General features: G+C 46.5%; 27 protein-coding genes and 1 tRNA gene. 16 read left to right on the top strand and 12 right to left on the bottom strand.

Annotated elements, in window-relative coordinates; genetic code table 11:
* Positions 1-105 precede the first annotated feature (105 nt).
* Positions 106-1,449 carry a hypothetical protein gene (locus tag AC5JL3_RS09140; RefSeq protein ID WP_496074188.1) on the top strand — a complete coding sequence of 448 codons (1,344 nt, stop codon included), beginning with the start codon at positions 106-108 and terminating at the stop codon, positions 1,447-1,449.
* A gap of 55 nt (positions 1,450-1,504) precedes the next feature.
* On the top strand, positions 1,505-2,857 hold the full coding sequence (gene aroA, locus AC5JL3_RS09145) for a 3-phosphoshikimate 1-carboxyvinyltransferase (RefSeq protein ID WP_496074189.1): 1,353 nt from the start codon (positions 1,505-1,507) through the stop codon (positions 2,855-2,857).
* A gap of 83 nt (positions 2,858-2,940) precedes the next feature.
* Here the strand turns inward: aroA and AC5JL3_RS09150 are convergent, their stop codons facing one another.
* From AC5JL3_RS09150 to AC5JL3_RS09165, 4 genes are all read right to left on the bottom strand, one after another.
* Entirely contained in the window at positions 2,941-4,164 is a 1,224-nt protein-coding gene (locus AC5JL3_RS09150) for an MFS transporter (RefSeq protein ID WP_496074190.1), read from the bottom strand.
* A gap of 85 nt (positions 4,165-4,249) precedes the next feature.
* A complete protein-coding gene (locus AC5JL3_RS09155; RefSeq protein WP_496074191.1) occupies positions 4,250-5,206 on the bottom strand; it encodes a glutathione S-transferase family protein in 957 nt (318 codons plus the stop codon).
* 95 nt (positions 5,207-5,301) lie between these two features.
* Positions 5,302-5,595 carry an Asp-tRNA(Asn)/Glu-tRNA(Gln) amidotransferase subunit GatC gene (gatC, locus tag AC5JL3_RS09160; RefSeq protein ID WP_496074192.1) on the bottom strand — a complete coding sequence of 98 codons (294 nt, stop codon included), beginning with the start codon at positions 5,593-5,595 and terminating at the stop codon, positions 5,302-5,304.
* Positions 5,596-5,671: 76 nt separating this feature from the next.
* Positions 5,672-6,193, bottom strand: a complete 522-nt coding sequence (locus tag AC5JL3_RS09165; RefSeq protein ID WP_192222054.1) for a photosystem I assembly protein Ycf3 — start codon at positions 6,191-6,193, stop codon at positions 5,672-5,674.
* A 276-nt stretch (positions 6,194-6,469) separates the two neighbouring features.
* Here AC5JL3_RS09165 and AC5JL3_RS09170 point away from each other — a divergent pair, with 276 nt between their 5' ends.
* From AC5JL3_RS09170 to purF, 5 genes are all read left to right on the top strand, one after another.
* On the top strand, positions 6,470-7,162 hold the full coding sequence (locus AC5JL3_RS09170; RefSeq protein WP_496074193.1) for a hypothetical protein: 693 nt from the start codon (positions 6,470-6,472) through the stop codon (positions 7,160-7,162).
* A gap of 299 nt (positions 7,163-7,461) precedes the next feature.
* On the top strand, positions 7,462-8,775 hold the full coding sequence (locus AC5JL3_RS09175) for an AAA family ATPase (RefSeq protein WP_496074194.1): 1,314 nt from the start codon (positions 7,462-7,464) through the stop codon (positions 8,773-8,775).
* Complete coding sequence (locus AC5JL3_RS09180) at positions 8,772-9,467, top strand: HNH endonuclease (RefSeq protein WP_496074195.1); 696 nt, start codon at positions 8,772-8,774, stop codon at positions 9,465-9,467. The genes AC5JL3_RS09175 and AC5JL3_RS09180 overlap by 4 nt, the downstream gene beginning before the upstream one ends.
* Positions 9,468-9,524: 57 nt before the next feature.
* Positions 9,525-11,879: a phosphoribosylformylglycinamidine synthase subunit PurL gene (gene purL, locus AC5JL3_RS09185; protein WP_496074196.1), complete on the top strand. Its 2,355-nt coding sequence runs from the start codon at positions 9,525-9,527 to the stop codon at positions 11,877-11,879.
* A gap of 379 nt (positions 11,880-12,258) precedes the next feature.
* The gene (gene purF / locus AC5JL3_RS09190; RefSeq protein ID WP_496074197.1) at positions 12,259-13,761 is read left to right on the top strand and encodes an amidophosphoribosyltransferase; all 1,503 of its coding nucleotides are present in this window, start codon (positions 12,259-12,261) and stop codon (positions 13,759-13,761) included.
* Positions 13,762-13,781: 20 nt separating this feature from the next.
* Here purF and AC5JL3_RS09195 read toward each other — a convergent pair whose 3' ends face one another.
* The 4 genes from AC5JL3_RS09195 to AC5JL3_RS09210 form a co-directional block, all read right to left on the bottom strand.
* The gene (locus AC5JL3_RS09195) at positions 13,782-13,922 is read right to left on the bottom strand and encodes a hypothetical protein (protein WP_496074198.1); all 141 of its coding nucleotides are present in this window, start codon (positions 13,920-13,922) and stop codon (positions 13,782-13,784) included.
* A gap of 33 nt (positions 13,923-13,955) precedes the next feature.
* Positions 13,956-14,534 carry a chorismate lyase gene (locus tag AC5JL3_RS09200; protein WP_496074245.1) on the bottom strand — a complete coding sequence of 193 codons (579 nt, stop codon included), beginning with the start codon at positions 14,532-14,534 and terminating at the stop codon, positions 13,956-13,958.
* A 51-nt stretch (positions 14,535-14,585) separates the two neighbouring features.
* Positions 14,586-14,690, bottom strand: coding sequence for a DUF4351 domain-containing protein (locus AC5JL3_RS09205; RefSeq protein ID WP_496074199.1), 105 nt, complete (start codon positions 14,688-14,690; stop codon positions 14,586-14,588).
* A gap of 148 nt (positions 14,691-14,838) precedes the next feature.
* Positions 14,839-14,920 (bottom strand) — tRNA-Leu (locus tag AC5JL3_RS09210).
* Positions 14,921-15,158: 238 nt separating this feature from the next.
* On the opposite strand from AC5JL3_RS09210, the gene accC reads away from it, so the two are divergent.
* Positions 15,159-16,514, top strand: coding sequence for an acetyl-CoA carboxylase biotin carboxylase subunit (gene accC / locus AC5JL3_RS09215; RefSeq protein WP_496074200.1), 1,356 nt, complete (start codon positions 15,159-15,161; stop codon positions 16,512-16,514).
* 54 nt (positions 16,515-16,568) lie between these two features.
* Here accC and AC5JL3_RS09220 read toward each other — a convergent pair whose 3' ends face one another.
* Positions 16,569-16,853: a YggT family protein gene (locus tag AC5JL3_RS09220; protein ID WP_496074246.1), complete on the bottom strand. Its 285-nt coding sequence runs from the start codon at positions 16,851-16,853 to the stop codon at positions 16,569-16,571.
* A 342-nt stretch (positions 16,854-17,195) separates the two neighbouring features.
* Here AC5JL3_RS09220 and psbX point away from each other — a divergent pair, with 342 nt between their 5' ends.
* From psbX to AC5JL3_RS09250, 6 genes are all read left to right on the top strand, one after another.
* Entirely contained in the window at positions 17,196-17,315 is a 120-nt protein-coding gene (gene psbX / locus AC5JL3_RS09225) for a photosystem II reaction center X protein (RefSeq protein WP_192222060.1), read from the top strand.
* Positions 17,316-17,552: 237 nt separating this feature from the next.
* Complete coding sequence (locus AC5JL3_RS09230) at positions 17,553-18,371, top strand: Ycf66 family protein (RefSeq protein ID WP_496074201.1); 819 nt, start codon at positions 17,553-17,555, stop codon at positions 18,369-18,371.
* Positions 18,372-18,375: 4 nt separating this feature from the next.
* Positions 18,376-19,023 carry a TolB family protein gene (locus tag AC5JL3_RS09235; RefSeq protein ID WP_496074202.1) on the top strand — a complete coding sequence of 216 codons (648 nt, stop codon included), beginning with the start codon at positions 18,376-18,378 and terminating at the stop codon, positions 19,021-19,023.
* A 12-nt stretch (positions 19,024-19,035) separates the two neighbouring features.
* Positions 19,036-19,563, top strand: coding sequence for a TolB family protein (locus AC5JL3_RS09240; protein ID WP_496074203.1), 528 nt, complete (start codon positions 19,036-19,038; stop codon positions 19,561-19,563).
* A gap of 76 nt (positions 19,564-19,639) precedes the next feature.
* Positions 19,640-20,221 (top strand): TolB family protein, encoded by a 582-nt coding sequence (locus AC5JL3_RS09245; protein WP_496074204.1) that lies wholly within the window; start codon positions 19,640-19,642, stop codon positions 20,219-20,221.
* 327 nt (positions 20,222-20,548) lie between these two features.
* Positions 20,549-21,994 carry a trypsin-like peptidase domain-containing protein gene (locus AC5JL3_RS09250; protein ID WP_496074205.1) on the top strand — a complete coding sequence of 482 codons (1,446 nt, stop codon included), beginning with the start codon at positions 20,549-20,551 and terminating at the stop codon, positions 21,992-21,994.
* Between the two features lie 443 nt (positions 21,995-22,437).
* Here AC5JL3_RS09250 and AC5JL3_RS09255 read toward each other — a convergent pair whose 3' ends face one another.
* On the bottom strand, positions 22,438-22,632 hold the full coding sequence (locus AC5JL3_RS09255) for a chlorophyll a/b-binding protein (RefSeq protein ID WP_496074206.1): 195 nt from the start codon (positions 22,630-22,632) through the stop codon (positions 22,438-22,440).
* Between the two features lie 21 nt (positions 22,633-22,653).
* Positions 22,654-23,646, bottom strand: a complete 993-nt coding sequence (locus tag AC5JL3_RS09260; RefSeq protein WP_496074207.1) for a succinate dehydrogenase/fumarate reductase iron-sulfur subunit — start codon at positions 23,644-23,646, stop codon at positions 22,654-22,656.
* A gap of 411 nt (positions 23,647-24,057) precedes the next feature.
* Between AC5JL3_RS09260 and AC5JL3_RS09265 the strand changes: the two genes are divergently transcribed.
* Positions 24,058-24,474, top strand: a complete 417-nt coding sequence (locus tag AC5JL3_RS09265) for an AbrB family transcriptional regulator (RefSeq protein WP_192222067.1) — start codon at positions 24,058-24,060, stop codon at positions 24,472-24,474.
* Between the two features lie 99 nt (positions 24,475-24,573).
* On the top strand, positions 24,574-25,416 hold the full coding sequence (locus AC5JL3_RS09270) for a CPBP family intramembrane glutamic endopeptidase (RefSeq protein ID WP_496074208.1): 843 nt from the start codon (positions 24,574-24,576) through the stop codon (positions 25,414-25,416).
* A 70-nt stretch (positions 25,417-25,486) separates the two neighbouring features.
* Here the strand turns inward: AC5JL3_RS09270 and AC5JL3_RS09275 are convergent, their stop codons facing one another.
* A complete protein-coding gene (locus tag AC5JL3_RS09275) occupies positions 25,487-26,407 on the bottom strand; it encodes a DMT family transporter (RefSeq protein WP_496074209.1) in 921 nt (306 codons plus the stop codon).
* Between the last annotated feature and the right edge of the window lie 249 nt (positions 26,408-26,656).

The following is a 26,656-nucleotide window of genomic DNA, read 5'->3' on the forward strand; positions in this document are numbered from 1 at the left end:
CAGGTCAATTTTCATAGTAAAGCGCCCACTTTAGCAAAGCTGGGCGCTTTGCTATTTTCTGCCTATTCTCGATATCCTAAGAGTATTTAGCCTAGAGAATTTGCTGTGGATGCAATATTAGAGCGATCGCGCGAACTCAAGCAAGCCTTAATAGAATTTGTTCTTGATGCCGAGGGAGAACTAGCAGAATCTTTAGAGTCCTATGTTGCTTCCAAATCGCGTTCCCAAGGCAACCGTTATGATGCAACTTATGAACAGAATCTGCTAATTGATTCTTTTATGACAGAGGGAAAAGTTGGAGAAAAAACTCCTCTAGATTTATTTATTGATAGCACTCCAGAATTGTCAGAAGCTGATCGAGCCTTAGTTAGGAGTTGGCGGCGCAGCTTCATTGGTTTATTTGCCGTCAGCCAACTTCTCCCAGATGGCTTTGAGCTGATGAACTGGTTAACAACCAAGCAATACATTGTCAAGCCGAATGATGCCGTTACCCTGGAAGAAATGGCGCGGTTTAAAGAAGGGGAAATTTTGCTAACCCGTATTGCTCCTGTAAGTGACGATGATTGGATGTTTTCTGGTCCTTGTCGGTCAATGGGTTCTTTGGGTAAACCGAAACTGGCGGTAGCAATTGGTAGCTTTAAAGACAATCATAAAGATGCTCTTTACAGGGATGCCCCAGATTTACTGGAAGAAGCATGGAACTCAGTTGCAGAGTATCATCAAGAATTTCTTGACTTTTTTGGGAGTGATGAAGTAACTCTACCTGGTTATCAGCTCAATAAGAAAATTAACGAACTGCAAGAGCTAATGACTAAGCGTCGTCTATTAAAGGCAGGCATTGATGAATCAAAATCCTTGTCAGAGATAGCAGAAGAAGCTGGAGTTACCGAAGAAGAGATAAAAGCGGCGGCTGAAGAAGCAGGGGCTGAGTCTGAGGCAGTTTCTCAACTATTTGACAGCAGCAAAGGCTTGACGAAAATGGTAATGCCTAAGGTTGACTTACCTGCTGAACTTAAGAAGGCAGAACAAGTAACCGTTTTCACACATCCTCGCTGGGGTCAAATATTTTTGCCGACCTACACTCAGTTCAAGACAATCCTAGAATCAGAAGACTGGCAGAGCAATCCAGCTACTAATAAGCTGGTTCGCAAATACCTGGAAGACCCAACGATTAACGTATTCATTTGGCACAAATTAGCTCAACTCTATCCAACTCAGCTAGAAAAGGTCTTACAATCCTTCTTGGAGCGTCCAGACTTTAAGATTGAGCGTGATTTAGAGGCTTTGCTGCAAGAACACAATAAACCTCTAGAGCCAGAACTCCCAGAAATAGCAAGTGTGCCTATTCATTTACACGAACTCTTTCAAGAAGCCATGGCAGAGGTCAACAAATCAAAGTCCAAAGGTAAGGGTAAAACAAAAGAGAAGACTGCACGAGGCTTTAAATAAATTTGACAGAAGCCTGGTAGGATTCTATGAGCCAGTTTCATCCCAGCTTATCCAAATGTCTGCTGCCGTTGTCACGCTGAATATTACTGAACATCAGCAAAATTTGATGATTCAAAGCCCTGTATCAGGTCTATCTCTACAGGGATGCATCACGGTGCCAGGGGACAAGTCTATCTCTCACCGTGCCTTAATGTTGGGGGCGATCGCAAAAGGAGAAACCCAGATTCAAGGACTACTTCTGGGCGAAGACCCTCGCAGCACCGCTAGCTGTTTCCGGGCTATGGGTGCAGAGATTTCTGAGTTGAATACAGAACAGGTCATTGTAAAGGGCATAGGATTAGGACAATTGCAGGAACCTGAGGATGTTTTGAATGCTGGAAACTCTGGCACAACGCTCCGGCTAATGCTCGGCATTCTAGCTTCTCAACCCGGACTATTTTTCACAGTAACAGGAGATAGTTCACTGCGATCGCGTCCTATGTCCCGTGTTATCAAACCCTTGCAACAAATGGGAGCGCAAATCTGGGCACGTAAGGATGCAACACTTGCGCCTCTAGCCATTCAAGGACAACGGCTCAAACCAATTCACTACCACTCCCCGATCGCCTCAGCCCAAGTTAAGTCCTGTATTCTCCTGGCTGGTTTGATGGTGGAAGGACAAACCACGGTTACTGAACCAGCCCTCTCGCGTGACCACAGCGAAAGAATGCTGCAAGCGTTTGGAGCCCAACTCAGCGTTGATCCGGAAAGCAAGAGCGTTACCATAACAGGACTAGCCCAGTTGCAAGGGCAAACGGTGATTGTTCCTGGTGATATTAGCTCAGCTGCCTTTTGGTTAGTGGCTGGTGCAATTGTGCCCGGTTCAGAATTACTAATTGAAAATGTCGGTGTTAATCCCACCCGCACTGGTGTTTTAGAAGCCTTATTGATGATGGGGGCTGATATTAACCTAGAAAATCAGCGAGTGGTTGCTGGGGAACCAGTAGCAGACTTACGGGTACGACACGGACAGCTTAAAGGATGCGAAATTGCAGGTGATTTGATTCCCCGATTGATTGATGAGATTCCAATTCTGGCAGTAGCCGCCGTTTTTGCGGAAGGGACGACAGTAATCCGGGATGCAGCGGAACTGCGAGTTAAGGAAAGCGATCGCATTGCTGTTATGGCATCTCAGTTGAACCAGATGGGGGCACGGGTTACAGAATTACCGGATGGTCTGGAGATTACTGGTGGCACCCCTTTAGTCGGTACTGATGTTGATAGTCATACCGACCACCGCATTGCCATGAGTCTTGCCGTTGCCGCACTCAATGCTACTGGCACGACTACGATCCACGGTGCTGAAGCTGCTGCTATCTCTTACCCTGACTTCACTACCACCTTGCAACGACTCTGCGACCAGAGATAAATCTCACAAGTGTAATCGCAGCCAACAGATTTACTCCCCAGGAACTCGTTTGCTTACTTAAGCTTGAACTATACCCTCATTAGTTATTTGGCTGCCTGTAGCTTGCCGCTACTAGCCACGAAAAGACCTGCTGCCAAAAAGGCGGCAGCTCCGATAAGCACACCAACAATTGGTGATAGACTCTCTGGCTGACCGAATAAAGAACCAAAGACACTAGACGCAACTGCTCCGCCACTAAAATAAATGCCAGTCCCTAAACCTGCCTTATCTGGCGGCACCATTGATAGAGCAAACGGAATCGTCCCATTAGAAACGAGGCTGAAGGTTGCACCTAAAGCGATCGCAATTCCAGACGCGATCGCGCCATTGCGAGTAAAAACCATCAGTCCCATAAATCCAGCCATTGCCACCAAACCATAAGCCATTGCCTGACGATTTCCTAAACGTGAGGCAAGCTTTCCGGCAGGAATTGCAGTCACTGCCAGAGCGATAAATATTCCGCCTAAAATCAAACCTTTGTTCGCACCTGGAACTTGACTATCCAGAATTTGGGGAAACGTTTGCATCATCAAGCGAAATCCCAAAGCAACTCCCACCCCCGCACCAAACACCAACGCCAAACGGGGAATGGAAATCTGCCGCCAACTACTAGATGATTGGGGACTTAGAGAAGACTCCGACGTTTCCTGCTGTACACTACTGTTCGGGTTTACCGACCTTAACGCAACGGCAGCAACCAGCAATGTGAATGAGCCAATCGAAAACGTGACAATTGGACCTAAGCTAAGAATAAATTGATTGGCGAGTGGACCCATCGCCCCAGCTAAGCCCCCTACTAAGGTAAGGATACTAGCCGCTTGCGGGAGATTTGTGCCAAAGGCATAACGCCCCAATAATGATAGGGCTGGACTCCGAAACACAGTCATTGCCAAAGCCCAAGCTACCATTAACACTGGCAATACCCAGCGAATAGTGGCTGTCGGAGAGCCGAAGACCAAAAAGGCTGGGATGGAAATGAATAAGGCTGATGCCAAGACAACTCCCACAGAGATAAAGGGGAAGCGAGTGCCAACCCAACGCTGCGCTTGGTCGGAAAGTCCACCCATCAATGGCTCCATTACTGCTGCCAAGATATTTTCTAGAACTAGCAGTCCTGTAGCTAGTGTTTTGGGAAAGCCAAAATCTGTCAGTAGTTTCAGCAGGTAAAGGTTGTAAATCACCCAAGTTAAAGCGATCCCTCCCTGGACAGCGGCTAGTCCCCAGACTTGCAGCCATAGGACTCTGGGTGAGGCGTTGGAGATACTCATTGCTGATGCCAGAAGTTTTGCGTGAGCCAGAATCTTAGCAAAAAAGCTGACAATGTGTTATGGCTTTAGCGACTACCTGGCTTGATTAATGCCGATTGTGCGGCGAATCAAAATCAAGAATTGGTCCCTTGGGAACGATGCCATGAGGGTTAACGTTGGGATGACTCTTGTAGTAATGCAACTTGATGTGTTCAAGATTGCAAGTTTCCTTCACCCCTGGCTGTTGGTACAAGTCTTTGAGATAGTTCCAGAGATTTGGATATTCAAAAATGTGGCGCAGGTTGCACTTGAAGTGGACGTAATAAACCGCATCGAAGCGGAACAAAGTCGTGAATATACACCAGTCAGCTTCAGTAATGGCATCACCACAAAGATAGCGCTGCTTTTCCAGAACCCCTTCCCAGTGATCCAAGGCATCGAATAGTTCTGTCACGGCTTCCTCGTATGCCTCTTGTTGCGTCGCAAATCCCGCTCGATAGACACCATTGTTGATGGGTTGGTAGATAGCGTCAATCGTCTTATCTATACTTTCCCGCAACTCCTCCGGGTAGAAGTTCCTATCGGATTTGACAACAGCATCAAACTGTGTATCAAGCATCTGGATAATCTCGCGGGATTCATTGTTGACGATTTTGTTCGTTTCTTTATCCCAGAGAATCGGAACTGTCACTCGTCCTGTGTAGTTAGGCTCAGCTTTCAGGTAAACATCTCGAAGATATTGGGTACCCTTCACCGTATCAGGTATCGAGCCTGGAAAATCCGAGAATGCCCAGCCCTCTTCACCCATGAATGGATCGACAACGGCAAGCGTGATTACATCCTCTAACCCCTTCAACTTCCGCATAATCGCGGTGCGCTGCGCCCAAGGACAAGCCCAGGAGACATAGAGATGATAGCGTCCTGACTCTGCCTTAAAACCACTCGAACCATCGGCAGTAATGCGATCGCGAAATGTCGTTGATGGGCGCAGGAACCGTCCTTTCGTGTCTTCCTGCTCACGTTTGGATACCCACTTTCCCTCAACTAACTGCCCTAATGCCATGATGACTCCCTATAAATGCTTGTATCAACGAAGACTTAAATCGTCCTTCTGTGGAGACTATCTGCCATCATCAACTCTTAAATCTCAAATACCTGTTACTCTTCAGCCTGAAGAATTTTTGGCACCTTGAAGAAATCACCATCCTGATCAGGTGCTCCCTTCAAGATTGCTTCCCGATCCGGATAAGGTTGTAAATTATCAGGTCTCGTCACATTGCTAATGTCAATCGCTCGTGTAGTTGGCGGGACATCGGCAGTGTCGAGTTCACTTAGCTGTTCAAAATACTCCAAGATACTGTTCATCTGAGCCGCAATCTGCTCTTCTTCCTCGTTCGTCATTTCCAAACGGGCGAGATTTGCAACTTTGTGAACTTGCTCACGGTCAATCATGGTTGTTAGTTGTTAGTTGTTGGTTATTGGTTGTCAGTAGCTAATGAGTCACTAACTACTGACAACTTGCAAATCATTAGAAGTAGATATCCATTGCTGAGCGACCTGTCGTTTTTAGCCAGTTTTGCGCCTCAATATAGTTATTGGGGGCAAGGCGAATCGCTCGTTTCCAATATTCGGCAGCTTCCTGATACATAGCTTCAGCCGCTTCGCTGTTTCCAACTTCGTCCGCCCTATCCCCCTTGAAGTGATAAATCACCGCAATATTATTGAGTGCCTGTGGTAGACGCGGATTGAGATCTATTGCCTGATGATAGAGATCCAAAGCCGTGTCATGATCACCGTTACTTGCGTGAATCAGCCCCATATTGTAAAGAATATAGCTGCGATCATAGGCATCTTCTTCCAGAGTAAGCGCTTCCTTGTAGTTATCCAAAGCTTCGGCGTATTCACCATCAGCCTGAGCTGACATACCATCCCGGTAATAGGCAAAGGCTTCTTTGGCTTTCTTGTTAGCAGGCATAACCTTCAGGATCATATCTGCCATTACCGTGAAGCTTTTGTCGATGAAGTTATCGTTACGTTGATTTCTTGGCATGGATGCGTCTATGTGATTGCGAACAGTTGATTAGACTAGCTTGTCTGCTGAGTGGTATTCAATACTTACTTGTTAATTTAACGTTGATTAGCCGATGAATGAGGCTTCTATCCTAAGGGAATGTGTACTCAGGCAAATCAGTACACAAAGTTATGTAACAAAGCGATCGTGTAAACACGCTCTAGTTACTGTGCTTTATCAGCTTCGACAAGATGGCAGTGGAACAAATATGCCTCTATTTAGAGTCAATTCCTTAATTAATATACAGAAACATAAATGAAGCTTACTCAGATTTTTTCTTTACTAGCAGTAGCCTTTCTCCTGAGTACAATGGCTGCCTGTGCGTCTGCCTCAGAAAAGGCAGTGACTAAAGGTAGAAGCTCAACCACACAAACCACGACAACAGAGACAAGCCAATCCACTCAAGTTGCTCAAACACCGCCGAACACACAACAATCACGTACAAAAACCGATGTCATCAGTGTGGAAGGGGAAGAAACTGAAATTTCTTTAAAGCTTTACGACGCAGCTAGTGAGGTTTTTACCACTTATTTTCCAGAAAATGACTTTGTTGCTGAATCGGGTGGTTCTGGGGAAGGAACAGGCGCTCGGTTTTATTTCAGTGCGGGTGGGGCAAAAAATGAAGCAGTTTATGTTCATATGTTCTTCCCTGCCCAAGCGACAAGTCTAGAGCAAATTAAAAAGTTGGTGACGCAACAAGGCGGATTGCTTCAAGGTAATCAGTGGCAAGTCGTGAATCAGACGGAAGAGGTTCCTTATTCCTGGGCAAAGGAAAAGATTACCTTCTACGAGCAACGTACCGCTTCTGAACCAATAGGCGGTGAGGTGTACATTGGTGAATCTGACGGCAAAGCCTTTTATGTCATTACCCATTATCCTGCGGAATATGCAGAGGGTTTTAGTCCGAGGGCTGACCTTATCCTGAAAAATTTGCAAGTAAGCCCATAGGCAATTCCTAAGGTAAAAAGGCGATCGCCTAGTTGTGTTCTGCCCGTTTCAGGTGTTAAAGCCACTAGGTAGCGTGGAGATAAGAGCGATCGCTTTCAGGGAGAGTTAAGGCAAAACACTGAAAGTATAAATTTGGGTTATTGAAGATGATTTGAGGATTGAAGGGAGGGATTAACACTTGCCTGCTGAGACAAGCAGATGGCTTCCCAGTCCCCATCTTCCCTTGATAGTATCGATAATTGTAGCTAGCTGAGTCTCAACAAAGCCCACCAACCCAGCTCATCAGCAAGGAGAGGGGCATGAAAATTCACGAACTTGAAGTTATAAATTTCCGAGGCTTTGAGCATCAGATATTCCATTTCTCCAACCAGTTTACGGTACTCATTGGAGATAACGGCACTGGAAAAACTGCCATCCTTGATGCCATAGCAATTGGCGCAGGTTGCCTCTTTTCTAGGTTTGATAACTTTGAAAATCTCCAACGTCCTATTAGCGACGACGAGGTGCGTCGCGTGAGATATGAAAAGGGACAGACACCAACAATTGAACCGCAATATCCTGTGTCAGTTTCTTGTATTGGTGTTGTTGATGGCTCTGAAATTACCTGGGAGCGGACCTTACAGCTCCTCGATAGAGATAATAAGGGTCCCTTCTTAAATCAATCCTTATACTCCCATAAGATAGTGAATATCTCAAAACAGCTTCTGGAAAAAGTTCGTAAGGGAGAGGACGTATTATTACCCCTGCTTGCCTATTATGGCACTGGTCGTCTCTGGCTACAAAAAGAGGAAAAGTCTGTTGAAACCGTTAAACCTGGCTCGCGGATGCTGGGATATATAGATTGTTTAAATCCAGCATCGAACCAAAAAGTGCTATTGGGGTGGTTCAAAACGATGGAGATAGCGTCTCTCCAAAGGGGAGGATCTCTTGGAGTACTCAATGCAGTAAAAGCTGCAATTACTAATTGCATAGAAAACTGTCACAGTGTCAAATACGACATTCTTGAAGATGAACTTATTGCTACATTTAAAGATGGACGCACACTGGCATTTCGGATGCTGAGTGATGGTGTCCGTAATATGTTAGCTATGGTTGCTGATATTGCGTATCGAGCCGCAGTTTTAAATCCTCAACTTGGAAGTGAAGCAGCCCAGAAAACGCCTGGGATTGTATTAATTGATGAAATTGATTTGCATTTACATCCAAACTGGCAGCGGCGTGTTGTAGAGGATTTAAGGGCGACTTTCCCTGCTATTCAATTCGTAGCCACCACACATTCACCGTTTATTGTGCAATCCCTTCGTGAGGGAGAACTAATCAATCTTGACTCTCAACCTCCGGAAGAATATCACGATAAAAGTATTGAAGATATTGCCGAAAATGTCATGGGAGTCGAAATGCCTCAGAAAAGTGAGCGCTATCTTGAAATGATGGAAGCGGCTGAGGAATACTATCGGGTTCTACAAGAAGCAAAAGATGCTAATCCAGAGCGGATCGAAGAACTAAAAGCCAGACTAGATGAGCTAACAATACCCTACAGTGACGATCCTGCTTATCAAGCTTTTTTGAAAATGGAACGGGAAGCATCTGGACTTGGCAGCACAGAGAAATGAGACCGATTGAGCGAGGTTCCTGTCCGATAGATAAAGCGGGTGTACCAAAGATATTCAGTAAGTATCAAGATGCACGGGGAGATTTAATCAACAGATTAGGAGAATATTGTTCCTTTTGCGAAACTCCTCTAGGTGCATCTTTGGCGATAGAACACATTCTACCTAAAAATTTGAATCCAGAACTTGAAGGGGATTGGAATAATTTCCTGCTTGCCTGTACTAATTGCAATTCGACTAAAGGGTATAAAAATATTGTGTTGTCAGACTATTATTGGCCTGATCGTGACAACACAGCTCGTGCTTTTGTTTACCTAACTGGTGGGCTTGTGCGCGTTAACCCAAACCTAAGGGATTCTGAGCAGCAGCAAGCGGACAAGACTCTTAAATTAACTGGATTAGATCGTATTCCTGGAAATGATCCTGCTATGAGAGATCGGCGCTGGCTCAATCGCCGCAAGGCTTGGGATATTGCAGAAAGATCACTGCAAAATCTGAGAAACAATGACACAGTGTTCATGCGAGAGCAAATTGTAGAAACAGCAAGAACAAGAGGATTCTGGTCGGTCTGGATGACTGTCTTTCGGCAAGACACCGATATGATAGAGCAGTTTATCAATGCCTTTGAGGGGACTTGTCGCTCATGTTTTGATGACGAGTTTAATTTAGTGCCTCGCCCTGGTGGTGCCATATGACAGCAATACACCAATAAACCGATAAAATTAACCCTGTGCTATCTGTGCAAGGGTTCTATGTCTACAACCTCCTCTGCTCCTTTTTCTCCCGAAGAAATTGCCGCTCAAGGCTTGAAGCCTGAAGAATATGAAGACATTGTTCAACGGCTAGGGCGTCATCCCAATAAGGCGGAGTTGGGAATGTTTGGCGTAATGTGGTCAGAACATTGTTGCTACAAGAACTCGCGCCCACTACTGAAACAGTTTCCTACAGAAGGCGATCGCATTCTTGTTGGTCCCGGAGAAAATGCCGGAGTTGTAGATTTGGGAGATGGATTACAACTAGCGTTTAAGATCGAATCTCACAACCACCCCTCAGCCGTCGAACCGTTCCAAGGTGCTGCGACAGGTGTAGGAGGCATCCTGCGGGATATCTTTACCATGGGGGCGCGTCCAATTGCCCTACTCAACTCTTTACGCTTCGGTTCCCTGGAAGATGCACGGACGCGAAGGCTTTTTAACGGCGTAGTAGAAGGAATTTCTCACTATGGAAATTGCGTAGGAGTGCCGACAGTTGGAGGTGAAGTTTACTTTGACTCGGCATACAGTGGTAATCCCTTAGTCAATGTCATGGCACTAGGCTTGATGGAGACAACAGAAATTGTAAAGTCTGGTGCAGCAGGCATTGGCAATCCAGTCCTTTACGTTGGTTCCACCACAGGTAGGGATGGGATGGGCGGCGCAAGTTTTGCTAGTGCGGAACTTAGTGATAAATCAGTAGATGACCGTCCTGCGGTGCAAGTGGGCGACCCTTTCTTAGAAAAATCTTTAATTGAAGCTTGCCTAGAGGCGTTTAAGACGGGTGCTGTCGTGGCGGCACAGGATATGGGGGCAGCAGGGATTACCTGTTCTACATCGGAGATGGCAGCGAAAGGTGGGGTAGGGATTGAATTGGATTTAGACCTCATCCCAGTCAGAGAAGCTGGCATGGTGCCTTATGAATACCTACTGTCAGAATCCCAAGAACGAATGCTATTTGTTGCCCACAAAGGTCGGGAACGGGAATTAATTGATATTTTCCACCGTTGGGAACTTCAGGCAGTGGTAGCAGGCAAAGTCATTGAAGAACCAATTGTGCGAATTCTGTTTGAGGGTAAGGTTGCTGCTGAAATTCCCGCAACCGCTTTGGCAGATAACACGCCCATTTATCATAGAGAAATCTTAGCAGAACCACCGGACTATGCTCGTCGAGCCTGGGCGTGGACAGCAGAATCCTTACCTGAGTGCACTGCCAAGGGAATTGAAATCTCAGGCAATCACAAAAGCTGGAATGATATCCTCCTCCAGCTATTAGATACCCCTACCATTGCTTCTAAACGTTGGGTTTATCGTCAATACGACCATCAAGTACAAAACAATACAGTGATTTTACCTGGTGGGGCTGATGCCGCTGTTGTGCGAGTCCGTCCGGTTGATGCAGTCCCCGCGCCCCAACGTGGTGTTGCAGCAACAGTAGATTGCAATTCCCGCTACGTCTATCTTGACCCCTACGAAGGAGCCAAGGCAGTCGTCGCAGAAGCAGCCCGTAATCTTAGCTGTGTCGGTGCAGAACCTTTGGCGGTTACTGATAATCTCAATTTTGGCAGTCCAGAAAAGCCGATTGGCTATTGGCAGTTGGCATCCGCTTGTCAGGGCATTGCAGAGGCTTGTCGGGAGATGGGAACACCTGTAACTGGGGGGAATGTTTCTCTCTATAACGAAACTCTGGATGCTACTGGTCAACCCCAACCCATCTACCCAACGCCAGTGATTGGCATGGTGGGATTAATTTCTGATCTTAGCCAAGTCTGTGGTCAAGGCTGGCAAGCAGAAGGTGATTTAATTTATCTGTTGGGACTGCCTCTGGCTGACTCCACTCCTCACCTCTCGTTGGGTGGTTCTGAATACCTGGCAACAATTCATGGTTTAGTGGCTGGTAAACCGCCTGTGGTGGATTTTGATTTAGAGCGTCGTGTCCAAGCTGTGACACGGGAGGGGATTCGTCAAGGTTGGATTCGTTGCGCTCATGACTGTGCTGAGGGAGGAGTGGCTGTTGCCCTTGCTGAATCTTGTATTGCAGGTCAACTGGGTGCCCAAATCAACTTGGGGCTGACAGAAGAGTCTCTCTTAAGCCGTTGGGATGAAGTTCTCTTTGGTGAGTGTGCCAGTCGCATTTTAGTAGCTGTGAGTTCCCAGCAACAGGCTCATTGGGAATCCTATCTAAAGGAGCAACTAGGAGAACAACTCCATTACTGGCAACTCCTTGGCAGTGTCAAGAGTAAAGATGCTGGTTTACACCTTCTGATGGCTGACAACCTACCTCTAATCGACGTTACTATCACAGATATAAGCGATCGCTTTTCAAACGCTATCGAACGGCGTTTGGCAGTTTAGCTATAAGACTGAGTGATGACAAACCAGATTATCCAACAGTGCCATCAGGGAGCATCATTTCGGTACTGTCATTGGTGGTCTTGTTAAGAAAATGTTAAGCTTGGTTAACCTTCCAGTGCCTATCAGCTTTGATACAAGTCTCACCACCATCAAATCCGCTTGATTAATTCATTTTATGGATCTACTTTTTCTGTCTGCTTTGCTTTCAGCAACTGAACTAGTGAACAAACAGCAAAGGCTCATAACCTTAGGGATAGGGAGGCGAGCCTAGCTAGAGTTGCTCTCGTTTTTCAAAGCGATGGGCAGTTTCCCCAATACGGAAGCAATGAACAAGCGGATTTGATATGACTTACCACCATTATCAGGAGCAATCTTTACTATGATCCCCCACCAATCCCTCTCTGAGAACAACCCTGCTCAATCCCCTGAGGAGCCTATACAGCGACCCGACAAACAAGAGGAAGCCTGCGGAGTCTTCGGTGTTTATGCACCAGGAGAAGATGTCGCTAAGCTGACTTACTTTGGTCTTTATGCCCTTCAACACCGAGGTCAGGAATCAGCAGGAATTGCTACCTTCGACGGAGAACAGGTGCATTTACACAAAGATATGGGATTGGTGTCCCAAGTGTTTAATGAGGCAATCTTGAGCGAGCTACCAGGAGACATGGCAGTTGGTCATACTCGTTACTCTACCACTGGTTCTAGCCGTATTGCCAATGCCCAGCCTGCTGTTGTTAAGACTCGCTTGGGAACGTTAGCTTTAGCGCACAATGGTAACTTGGTAAATACAAAAGATCTGCGGGAGCATTTGCTTCAGCGTAATTGTAACTTTGTTACAACTACCGATTCAGAGATGATTGCGATCGCGATCGGTTCAGAAGTGGACAGTGGCAAAGACTGGTTGGAAGCCGCCATCAGTGCTTTTGAGCATTGTACAGGAGCTTATAGCTTAGCGATCGGCACTCCTGCTGGCTTAATGGGTGTCCGTGACCCGAATGGTGTTCGTCCTCTGGTTATCGGGACTCTTCCCAGAAGTGACTCCACAAATCGCCCTTACTACGTTCTAGCCTCTGAAACCTGTGGCTTAGACATCATTGGTGCTGAGTACCTGCGTGATGTTGAACCGGGAGAATTGGTTTGGATTACCGAAGAAGGCATGGCATCTTTCCACTGGAGCAAAAAGCCAGAACGAAAGATGTGCATTTTTGAAATGATTTACTTCGCAAGACCTGATAGCGTCATGCATGATGAAAGCTTGTACAGCTATCGCTTACGACTAGGGCGTCAATTGGCACGAGAATCACTAGTGGATGCCGACATTGTAATTGGTGTACCGGACTCTGGTATTCCTGCTGCTATTGGCTTTTCCCAGGAATCCGGTATTTCCTACGCTGAAGGGCTAATTAAAAATCGCTATGTGGGTCGTACCTTTATCCAACCCACCCAAACGATGCGAGAATCTGGTATCCGCATGAAGCTCAATCCCCTGAAAGATGTCTTATCAGGAAAACGAGTTTTGATTGTTGATGACTCGATTGTCCGGGGTACTACAAGCCGCAAAATTGTTAAAGCACTGCGTGACGCTGGTGCAACTGAGGTGCATATGCGAGTTTCTTCGCCACCAGTCACTCACCCCTGCTTCTATGGCATTGATACAGATAGCCAAGATCAGTTGATTGGCGCAAGAATGTCAGTGGAAGAAATTGCTGTGCAGATTGGCGTAGATAGCCTTGCTTACCTTAGCTGGAAGGGAATGCTTGAAGCGACTGGTGAAGACCCCAACAGCTTCTGTTCTGCCTGCTTCACTGGTGATTATCCGGTTCCAGTGCCAGAACTAGTCAAGCGTTCCAAACTTATGTTGGAAAAAGTAGCTAGAGTCTAACCATCTCTGCTGAATAGTCGCTATGGGGGCGCAAAATCTTGCGCTCCTACAGAATGCTTATGGATAGTTTTTTTGTGGAAGTTCCTTTGCTGAATTAGCGATCGCCTTGGCCACTCTTGACTCTCGCTCTCATACTGAAACCAAGACTCGTCAATATCCATCCCTTCTGCCCTCTGCCTTTTGTACCAATCCCCTCATACCTTGATCTGCGTTTCTCCGAGATATTTTTTCAGATAAGGTGAAAAAACCTCATAAATTAGCGTTAGAGGTTGCCCATGGTGCCAGAACAGGTAGTGGCGACCCCAAAAGGGTCCTTTCTCACCAAAAGCCGACTCCAATGCCTCTGAGTGACCGTAATAAATTCCTTGAACATCTCGATACAACTCACTCCGCAGCCGAGCAAGACTTGCCCAAATCGGTATAGTCCGATTCTGTAAATACTCATCAACATGGTTAGCATCCCACCAAGATGCCGCATAAGCCAACCGTTGACCAGACGCTGTGCGTAGCCACACCTGTCGTCGTAGCCTTGGTCCTGGTACGGCTTGGATATGCTTGGGTGCCCCATCATCACTCATTCCAATTATGGACATATCGATGACATCGACCTCAGTCGGCTCACTTGTAAGAAGTTGTAAGTGACGAGTTGGAGAGCCATCTCCCAACAGCAAGATCTGCCAAGTTGGGGCTAGCTGGCTATGGGGTAATCCTTGCTGTACATTTGCTTCCCCACCCTCCCAGATGGGGTTGAGGGCGTGCCAGGTTGTTTGCAGAGTAAAGCTGTTTATTTGTTTCAAAGTTAGAGTTCTTTACATAACTTAACCTTATTCCATAATAGCGCCCCTAACCTCTTGCTCTAGCTCATTTAACCAAGTTGCTAAATCCGCAACTGTAGAGAAATCCAACAGCACCTCTCCTAATCCCTCCAATCGAGCGATCGCACCCGTTCTTCCAGTTGAGGGTCACTACTTTTGAAGCATAAGATGAACGCCTGACAGGTGAAGCATAAGATGAACGTTTGTCCAACTTATGCGTAGAGTCATAGTCACCTATTCATCAGCCGGCATCACTTAGTAATGCGGATGGCGAGACTCGAACTCGCAAGGCTTACGCCACACGCCCCTCAAGCGTGCGTGTCTACCAATTCCACCACATCCGCGCAGTTATCTAATATAGCAAAAAGTAGGCAGATCGTAACTTTTTATTTTTATCGCCGCCGAATCTACTTTGCAATAGTTAAGTCTACCCTCTACCCTCTGCCCTCTGCCTTTGGCTATAATCACTGACCTTTCAGCCTATCCCTGTGAGTTAACCTGGAACAATTTCCCAGAAAAAGTAACAAATAGTGTACGCGATCGCCTTTATCCTATCTGATACGGATGTAGCAGCACTGTTCTATGCACTTTTCAAAAATCTTGATTGCCAATCGTGGGGAAATTGCCCTACGGATTCTCCGAACTTGCGAAGAAATGGGAATTGCCACTGTTGCCGTTCACTCCACAATTGATCGGCACGCCCTTCATGTCCAACTAGCAGACGAAGCTGTGTGCATTGGTGAACCACCCAGTAGCAAAAGTTACTTGAATATTCCCAACATCATTGCCGCCGCACTGACTCGCAACGCCACTGCTCTTCATCCCGGCTATGGTTTTTTGGCAGAAAATGCCCGTTTTGCAGAAATCTGTGCTGATCATCAAATTTCCTTCATTGGTCCTACTCCAGAAGCAATTCGGGCGATGGGTGATAAATCCACCGCCAAAGAAACGATGCAACGATCTGGTGTGCCAACAGTACCAGGAAGCGATGGGCTGCTGACGAGTGAGCGACAAGCCGAAGCGATCGCCCGCAAAATCGGTTATCCTGTGATGATCAAAGCCACTGCCGGGGGTGGTGGACGTGGGATGCGCCTTGTCCACGAAGAGAGTGAACTCGCCAGACTTTTTCAAGCCGCTCAAGGAGAAGCCGAAGCTGCCTTCGGTAATTCAGGAGTCTATCTAGAAAAATTTGTCGTGCGTCCTCGCCATATCGAGTTTCAAATCCTCGCCGATAGCTACGGTAACGTTATCCATCTGGGTGAGCGAGACTGCTCGATTCAGCGGCGTCATCAGAAACTACTAGAAGAAGCCCCTAGTCCCGCTCTGACGCCAGAACTACGGGAAAAAATGGGAACGGCAGCAGTGATGGCAGCAAAATCCATTAACTACGTGGGTGCAGGTACTGTCGAGTTTCTTCTCGATGCCTCCGGTGCCTTCTACTTTATGGAAATGAATACCCGCATTCAAGTTGAGCATCCTGTCACTGAAATGATTACAGGATTAGACTTAATTGCCGAACAAATTCGCGTTGCTCAAGGGGAGAAACTACAACTCACCCAAGACCAGGTTACTCTCAAAGGTCATGCGATCGAATGTCGGATTAATGCCGAAGACCCTGAACATAACTTCCGTCCCCAGCCGGGACGAATTAGCGGCTACTTACCACCCGGTGGCCCAGGTGTGCGTATGGATTCCCATGTCTACACGGATTACGAAATCCCACCCTACTACGACTCCCTGATTGGTAAATTAATCGTCTGGGGACCCAACCGCGACGCAGCGATTAAACGAATGAAGAGAGCCTTGCGGGAGTGTGCAATTACTGGTGTCCCAACCACAATTGGCTTCCACCAAAAAATCTTGGAAACACCAGCATTTCTGGAGGGTGAGGTTTATACCAATTTTGTGGAACAGATGATGCTCTCTGCTAAGGGCTAAAGCATCGGGAAATGGTGAGTATACTTATGACTCCCACTCCCGAAGCCTGTTGCCCTAGTGCATCATTGTCAGCAGTCCTTGCTGACCGAGAAGAATTTCCCGAAGCAAGCTAAAAATCCCTACCCAAATAATTGGGGTGATATCAACGCCCCCAATTGGTGGGACAAGCTTGCGGAGCAGCACCAAAAAAGGTTCTGTCGGCAAAGCCACTAAGTTTAACGGGAAACGATTCAGGTTTACCTGAGGATACCAGGTGAGAACAATCCGAAAGATAAACAAAAGCGTCATCAGTCCTAGCAAAGAACCGACAGTCCAGTTAATCAAGCTATCAGCAGTCATGGGTTGTTGAGTGATGAAAGTCATGCCCCAGCCTTAGAAAGACTGACATAACTCTAGATATGTTAATTTTACGCTTTATAACTAAATGTTAATGGCGTTTCTCAGCTAAGTCATTGAGATTGTCATCCGGGTTGTTCTACGACTTCTGCTAAGCCATCCTGAGAGCGAACAGCCCCGAAATAGCTAGACCCCTTTCTGGATCTGGGATTTTTGTGCTATTGACACTCACTAGCAAAGAAGCTGGTCAGGGTAGATCGAAAACTCAAAGCTGAATTGGCTTCTCAAGGGGGAAACACACTATTAGAATTAGTATGAAGAATATCAAACAAGGGTTGAAGTTCTATGACACCTTCATTAGCAAACTTTTTGTGGAGTCTCTTTTGGGGTGCGGCGATTGTTGTTATCCCCGCAACCGTTGCGCTGATCTTTATTAGCCAGAAGGATAAAATCCAACGTTTCTAAACCTAGCGAGTTGTCAAAACCTCAACTCAAAAACAGGGCAGTAGGTCACTTAGCTGCCCTGTTTTATGCTATCTAGAGGCAGATTAGTGACTCTTCGTTTTGCCTAAAGCAAAGGCGAGTAGCTTAAGCTGATATCAGTAGAGTTTGCGACTCAGCCAGCTTTACCGAAAACGTCTAGTTAAAGTAGAGATTTGCTATGATAACTCGCTACCATAGGACTGACTTAGGAGAGCAGCAATGGTAAATTTTGGGCTGAACTCAGCTAGTATTTTAGGCATTTTTCTGGCGGTTGCAGGAGCAGCGTTGTATTTCTTGCGCTCGATACGCCCAGAACTATCACGAGACCAGGATATCTTTTTTGCGGCAGTCGGACTCTTGTGCGGCTTCATTCTTTTATTCCAAGGATGGCGACTTGATCCAATTCTGCAATTCGGTCAGTTTCTGCTGACTGGTACGACAATCTTTTTCGCCTATGAAGCCATTCGTCTACGGGGCGTTGCGACGGAACAGGCAAAGCGGAATACACCGATTGTGGACGATGAGCGACCTGTTAGCAGGACGTATGCGTATCAACAAGAAGCAGAATTGTACGACCAACTAGAGCCGGAAGAGGAAAGATATACAAGCCGACGGCTTCGAGGAACGGAAGATGCCCGTAGTAGCACTAGAGAGCGCTATGAAGGAGAATCTCGTCGTCCCCGGAGTCGAGGGAGTTCAGAACGATTGGGGTCAGGAGAGCGACCTTCAAAACGTCGTCCTCGTCCCACCAGCCGCCCTCCAGAACGCTCCGTGGATACGTGGGAAGCAAACTTAGATACTGGCTGGGAGGAAAAACCGTCTCGCAGTAGCCGTCCTCGTCCTAGCAATCGCCCGGAAAGCAGCGACTCAGAGATACCAACGAAGCCAAGAAAGCGTCGTCCACCGCAAGATAGGCAAGCCTCTGTACCTACTAGAGAGGTGGAGACGGCATCAGCCGATTATGTCGATTATCAACCCATAGATTCTCCAGAGGACGATAGAGACAGCGATAATTCATCCGGGCGTTTTGACTACTAAAAGATTGCCTAATGCACTAGGGGTGCTTTTACTGAAAGAGTGTCCAGTATTGAGCAAGGCAAAGCGTTTTAGTACAGCTAAATCTGTACAGCCCAAGGTGAGAAGATTGACTGTTGTCCGGAAAATCTATCGATCGCGTCGCTGGCGTGTGGGGTTTCTGATGGGCTTTGTTGTCGCCTGTACTCCAGTTAACCCGATCCAAGAGCCAACTACTCTCAATAGCCGCTACACAGATGAGCAACCGACATTAAGCGGCAATGGTCGGTATGTTGCCTTTGTTTCTAACCGGAATGGCGATCGCAAAATTGTGATGTATGACTTGGAACGACAAGTATTTATTGATTTGCCACGCTTGAATCAACAACAAGCGATCGCCGAAAGTCCCAGCCTCAGCCGTAATGGTCGCTACATGGCATACATTTCCAGCGACCAAGGACGCTCAGAAGTAGCCATCTATGACCGGGCAACTAAACGCTCCGAAATTCTCACTCGCAACTATCGTAGCTGGGTACGGAATCCAACCCTGAGTCCCGATGGTCGCTACGTTGCCTTTGAAACCAGTCGTCGCGGTCAATGGGACATTGAAGTGCTAGACCGGGGACCTAATATTGAATTAGATATTCCGGATGGAAGCACATCGTTTCGACAATAAAGGGGTGTAGCAGTGAAACGCTCCCTCTTTTTATCAGCAGCCATTACCCTCACCAGTTTGTTAACTAGCTGTACGGGTTCTGTGCAGCTACTCGATTTTCCCTTTGACCCAGCAGGGCGCAGTTTGAATAGTCTCCAGTCAGAATTGGCTCCCCATCTCGCAGGGCAGTACATCGTGTTTATTTCTGACCGACGTGGTAGCCAGGATGTTTATTTATATGACGCGGTTGCCCGCAATCTGATCGATTTGCCGGGACTCAATGCTTTAGATGCGATCGCTTCTCACCCCGCTGTCTCCGAAGATGGTCGAACCATTGTCTTTGCTGCTACACGCCAAGGGCGTACAGGAATCTACCTCTACAACCGGGAAACGCGCCAGTTACGGAACCTTACAGAAAAACTCCAAGCCGAAGTGCGTAACCCAACGATTAGTGCCGACGGTAGTAGGATCAGCTTTGAAACTAGTGAGAACGGTCAGTGGGATATTGCCATTTATGACCGTTCAGGAAAACCACTCAATTTGTCTATACCGATTCGATGAAGTTGTTGATGAAAGGAAATAAAGATTGGGGGCTGGGGATTGGGAAGATGCCGAAATGTAAGGAGATTCTGTAGAGATGTTCTCCGGAGTAAAGTGTCTTCCTGTCGGGGTATCCTCTTCCCGATTCCCAATTCCCAATTCCCCAATCCTTAATCCCCAATCCCTAATCCCCAAGTCTTGCTGGTTACTCGTTTTGGTAGGATTCCTCACCAGTGGTTGCGGGACTCAGTTCAACTCCCCCCCGCAAATCCTCTCCGGTGGACTCAACAGCCAACGAGCGGATGAGTCTCCCGCCTATAGTAGCGATGGTCGTTACCTAGCCTTTGCTTCTGATCGCGATCGCTCTCGTGATATCTTCCTCTACGACTTACAGCAACGGCGTCTGATTGATTTACCCAACCTTAATCGCCCGAACTCTAGTCAAGACCAACCAGCGCTGAGTGCTGATGGTCGCTATATTGCCTATGTCTCCAGTGAAAGAGGGAAAACAGATATCTTGGTCTACGACCGACAAACCCAACAGTCACGGCTCTTAACTGGTGGTGTTAAAGGCTCACTCAGGCGTCCAACAATTACTGGCGATGGGCAGTATGTCGCCTATGAAACAAGTCAACTCGGTCAGTGGAACATTGCAGTTGTCAAATTAGACACTAAATAAAGCTTTGAGTTGTTAGCGTTGAAGAAACTAGCTTTGGGTTGGTAGAGTCTTGTTCTTATGAGCCGATTGGAGGAATCTGATTAGCCCCGTTTGCCTAACCCTTGTTCCGAACCGATGGAAGATAGGGAAATATGGATTATAGCCATCAGCAGTCAGCTTTCAGCGGTCAGCTTTGGGTCAAATCAGCTCTAGTTAAGGAACGCTCTTCTCCCCTTAATGTCCTAACATTCGTGGCTACTGCTATAAATAGAATTTGATTTCAAACCATCCATCGCTGCCATGCTCAATATGCTAAAACAGTTCCACCAGATTCATGCACACTAACCCATGAGTACCAGACGTCTGCGTATCGCTACATCGGGAATGATTGCTGTAGCTGCTATCGGTGCCACGACCATTGACGCAATCGCTCCGATACAGTTACTGAATTTATCCCTCCAGCCGAATAGCGCTTTTGCCCAAGACATTGATGAACAAACCAACATCCGAGTCTATCAACGGGCAAGTCAAGCGGTCGTCTCCATCAATGCAGGTGATGGAACGGGTAGCGGCAGTATCATCAGCTCAGATGGTTTGGTCTTGACCAATGCACACGTTGTACAAGGCTCTCAGACTGTCGAGGTAGTTCTGGCAGACGGTCGGAAGTTTCAAGCCGATGTTGTTGGCTTTGGTGAGAATGGTCTTGACTTGGCGGTTGTGAAAATTCAAGGGCAGACTAATCTTCCTGCAATTTCCTTTGCCCAGAGTCCCGTGCAAGTCGGTCAACGAGCGTTTGCCATTGGTAATCCCTTCGGTCAATTTCAGGGAACCTTTACGACAGGGATTGTCAGCCGTATTGACAATGAGCGCGGCTTGATTCAAACCGATGCTGCGATCAATCCAGGTAATTCTGGAGGACCACTCCTAAACAGACAGGGCGAATTGATTGGGGTGAATACGGCAATATTTAGTGGCCCTAGAGGTGGCAATATTGGGATTGGTTTTGCGATCGCAATTGACAAAGTACAGCCTTTCCTGACCGCAGTACGAGAAGGACGCGCTTCCCGTACCGCTCAGCGGTTAGGACCCGTTCCAGGTGATACTCCGCCTAAACCACTAGTTCTCAATGGTACTCCTGTCACAGGCAGACTGGGGCGGGGTAGCAGTGTTTTGCCAGTAGATAACAGCTTCTTTGACCTTTATGCTTTTGAAGGTAAAGCAGGTCAGCGAGTCCAAATTGACATGACAAGTCGGGAAATTGACTCCTACTTGATTCTGCTTGACCCAAATGGTGACGAAGTTACTCAAGATGATGACGGCGGCGGTGGTCCAAACTCCAGAATTGTTGCGACACTGCCAGCCGATGGCACCTACTTATTGATGGCAAATTCCTATGAAGCAGGACAAGCGGGTGCTTATAGCTTAAAAGCCGAGGCAACTAGTGCTAGTGCCGGGAATGCCGTAAACCAGGGAGGCTTTATCTTAAGGCAAGAGGGTATCCTTGGTTCTGATGCTGCTGTACTGCCTTCTGATGGGAGTCTGTATCAGGAATATGATTTTCAAGGTCGCGCCGGACAGGCAGTGACAATTGAGCTAGCAAGCCCTGATTTTGACACTTACATCGCACTGCTCGATGCCAACGGTCAGCTAATTGGCGAAAATGATGACGCGAATGAGAACGATCCCAATTCTACTCTTACCGTTACCTTGCCCCGTAGTGGTGTCTACCGAGTGATTGTCAATGCTTACGACAAGAGAGGTCGCGGTCGCTATCTTTTAACTATTAGAGAGTAAGTAGTCGATCATGAAGGGCGTACTCCATAGCACCTAAAAATCTATCTTCAATTAAGGTGAACAGTACACAAACGGAAAGAAAATCTATCTTCCTCTCCTTGGTCGGAATGGGGAGATAGATTTTCATCCTTATGTCAGTAAATGCCGTTCATATTGATGAGAGATTAATTTGATATCACCTCTGTCTACCGAGAGGTTTATCAGCCCAACTTCTTAGGAAAGCTTCTATCTTTCTATAGGAGTGATTTTTTTCCTTAAAGTTGAGCCTTTTATAAGGGCTAACTCAAGCCACTTAGACTAGCCAAAAAGTATTTGGAGTTATCTTAAGACATCTTGCACAAACCCCAGGATTCTGTAAAGTAACAACAGCTATAGGATAGAGGTTGTTAAATAACGAAGTAGTTAACTAATCCTGTTATGGAATAGTCTTCTCCTGGGGTTTGCTAGAGTAGACCTAACCACGTTAATAGACCGTGACCTGTGAGCAATTCCAGCAATAATAGACCGACAAATCCAATCATGGCAAACCGTCCATTGATTTGCTCAGCATAAGGTGTCCAACCAAAAGCAGGTTCAGGTTGGTTATAAGAGCCTTGAGGGGGCTGGTTAGAAGTAGCAGTAGGGGTTTCAGAACTCATGGCTTTGGCTTAACTTCCTTCTCAACTGTCTACGGACTCTAAGTTTTGCACTGATTCAATCAGCGATCGCACTTGGGATACGCCTGTTGACGGCTCAAATCCTAAGGGGAATTTACCTCGTACTAACATTCTTAAACCCAGTGGACCAAGACTAAGTAAGCCTTGAATATCTCGGAAAGAATTACCTACTACTTGTAAGCCAAACTGGCGCTCATCAATCCAACCGCCCTCTTTGACTAAGTCAATCAGCACTTTGCGATGACGAATTTGGCGACTAGCTTGGTCATCTTTTCGATCAAGAATTTCCTGTTTGATTTTACCGATTTGATCCATTGGGGCAACATCCATTGGACAAACCGCGTTGCACATATAACAGCGAGTGCAACCCCAAACGCCTTGGGTTCCTTTGTTGTATTCCTCAAGACGGCTTTCTGTTTTGGCATCACGGGAATCTGCTACCATTCGTTGCGCCTTTGCCAAGGCGTGAGGACCAACAAAATCCGAATTCACCTCACGGGAGTTGCATTCAGAATAGCAGGCACCACAGAGAATACAGTTACCGTTTTGATTTAAACGCGATCGCTCTTCGGGACTCTGCAAAAACTCGCGTTCGGGAACAACTCTTGCACCTGTGCTGACATAAGGATCAACCGCTTCTAAGTTATCCCAGAAGCTATGCATATCTACCACTAAATCCTTAATCACTGGCATATTACCCATCGGTGCGACAGTAATTTCAGGAATCCCAGATTCATTGTGCGTATGCTGCTTCGCCAATTCACTGCCCACATTTTCTTTACAAGCCAAAGCTGAGCGACCATTGATTCGCATTCCACAACTGCCGCAAATTGTATTCCGACAATTCTTACGAAAAGCAAGAGTCCCATCTTGCTCCCACTTAATTCGATTCAGACAATCGAGAATCGTGTTTCCTTCCTCCACATCCAGCGTATAAGTCTGGATCATCGGGGAGGTATTTTGAGTCTGGCGAATAATTTTAAAACAAACTTGCATAACTTACTGACAAGCTCTTGATTATCTAAACATTTCTATGAAAAACTAGCAATCCGCGAGGCATGACAAACATGACGCCTTCTCAGCTAATCTATCTTTCCTTATAATAAACGTTCCAGATTTATGATCACTGCTTATAGTCTAGGACACCAGTGCTGTCCTCATGTACTAAAACCCATCTCTAATTTGATCATTCGACCCAGCTAATTGCCATAGATAGAATTTTACAGATAGAAGCGTTATTGAGTGATGTTAATCTACCTTTGCTCCAAATGCGTAAAGATTCTAAGAATGATAAAAAAATACTTGTCAATGTCGAGAGATTTAACGATATATTTTTTATAGAGCTTTCATAGCTTTGTAAAAAATGACCAATACCATCCTGAAATTTGAAGGATATCTTACGAGATTATGATAGAGACCGCCACTGCTCCACTAACGGGCAAAGCATTGCTTCAAAAAGTAAAAGAGCTATCACACTTGCCCCGGCGAGAAACAGCAAAACGCTGCGGCTATTACACCGTAACTAAAAACGACCAAACTCGCGTCAATTTAACAGACTTTTATGACGCAGTGCTGGCAGCGAAGGGTGTTCCCCTTGATCCAGAGGGAACAAAAGATGGTCGTGGTCGCGAACCGACCTATCGAGTAAGTGTCCATAAAAATGGGCAAATTGTTATTGGTGCAACCTATACTCAGGCAATGGGATTAAAATCAGGTGACGAGTTTGAAATTAAACTGGGTTACAAGCATATTCACTTAAAACAGGTGGATAGTGATACAGCCAAAAACCCAGAAGATGACGACTTGGAAATCGAAGAGGACTAATAGAACTAATCACTTCTGCTCAAGGATAGATCTTAGTTTTATCTATCCTTTGTACAGAATCATGATCTATAGATCCTTACAATTTGCCGCAAAAAGCCAATGGCTATCTTTGATCAGGCAGTAAGTCAGGGGTTGATGTCACTGAGGACATCGACGGCTCTTTTGAAAGTAGCGGCTTTTTTCCTCGCTTGGGCTGCTTTATGGCTGCCTCTGGCAATTCCGATCGCTACAGCGCTGAAATGGCATCCTCCTATGCCTTTGGCAGTAAAGCAAAAGTTACCATTAATAGTCGCACTTTACCTCATTGCCCCTCTCATTTTATGGGGGGCTTCTTGGGTAGATCAGGAGTCTTTTTCGGATTACGGCTTGAACTGGCAATTACCTGTTTTGGTGTCATTAGGGCTGGGTTTAGGCTTAGCTGTTCTCAGCTTAGTAATTATTTTTACTGGGCAATGGACACTCGGCTGGATCGAGTGGCGTTCTGAACATTCCCCACGCTTAGGGCAGGTATTATTGCCAGTATTTTTGTTGGGGTTAGGGATTAGTGTCACTGAGGAGTTGGTCTTTCGTGGATTCTTACTGAATACGCTTCAACAAGATTATTCAGTCTGGGTAGCAGCAGCAGTTTCGAGTGTAATTTTCGCCTTATTGCACTTAATTTGGGAGCAGCAAAATACCCTACCTCAATTGCCAGGACTATGGCTGATGGGGATGGTATTAGTGCTTGCCCGTTGGGTAGATGGTGGTAGTCTGGGCTTGGCAACGGGACTCCACACGGGTTGGATTTGGGGCTTAACTTGTCTGGACTCTACTGAACTAGTTTCTTATACAGGTAAAGGTCCAACCTGGATAACTGGCTTAGGTGCCAATCCCTTAGCTGGTGTCGCTGGAATTGTTTGTTTACTAACAACGGGTATCCTGCTCCAGTGGCTTTTTGCTTAAAATGAACGAGGAACAAAGTCTCCCTGAGTGTTGTCAGCACTTAGGGAGACTCGTTTATTGAACTTCAAATTTAGCTATTCTTGCTGGAATCATTTCTGAATAACAGCAGAATTGCTCCAACTAATAGCATTCCCCCAAGCAACCCGAAGAAACCGAGTTGCTCTTTGAAGAATAACCAGGCAAGTAATGTTGAAGTTAATGGTTCCAGCAAGGTTGTGATGCTAGCGAGTGTCGCTGTCGTATGGCGCATTCCCGATAGGAACAGCACATAGGCGAGGACAGTAGGAACGAGTCCCAAGTACAGTAATATTGACCAACCAATTGCTGGATAGCTAACGACTAACCCACTAAACAGGGCAAAGGGTAGCAGTATAACCGCACCTGTACCAAACCCAATCGTGAGCGACTGGAGTGGGTGATACCGTCCAGCTAAGGCACGGCTACATAGAGCAATTACGGCGTAACCAAACGCTGAACCTAAGGCTAACAGAACCCCTAGCGCCGCATTACCCTGTTCTCCCACCGTATTGGGTTGGACATCCACACACAAGGCTGTACCCACAAGCGCAAAACTAAGAGCGACGATTAGCCTTGGCGTGAGTTTTTCCCGAAATAGCCAAAGGGAGAGAAGGGCAACGATTACAGGTGCAATGCACAGTGTCACGAGAACTGCGATCGCAACTCCTATTTGAGCGATCGCAGCAAAGTAGCAGACTTGGTAAAACGCCATCATTGCGCCAAGCAACAGCATTAACACTAAGTCACGCCGTCGAACTCGGAACATTCGGACTCCCAAGGTATACCAGCAAGCCGAAAATAGTGCTGGTAGTGCGATCGCTAATCGAAAAAACCCGATTGAAAGCGGATTAGTATCCACCAAGCCATAAAGTGCTTTGATCGCCACACCTACTGTGCCCCACAGGACGGCTGAAAGCACAATCAACAACAGCCCATAGGTAGAGCTACCCTGAGCTACAGCTTGAATTTTCATGAAAAAACTATCCTTGCCTCACAAGATAAACAACGACCGAGCCGTGAGGGCAGGATAGGTATAGTGTTATTTTGGCTTAGCCTTAGGCGAAGCCACTAGATAAAAACTGAACCTCCTGCCCTAGTAGGTGCAGGTAGGTGGAGGAGTGCTTTTGTAGCGCGTTCTTAGCACAGTTATGTGTCCTTGATTCGTTATCACTTAGAACCTGCTGAGGACAATATCATAAAAACACACTTATTGTGAAGAGTA

This window comes from Symplocastrum torsivum (genome assembly GCF_059505465.1).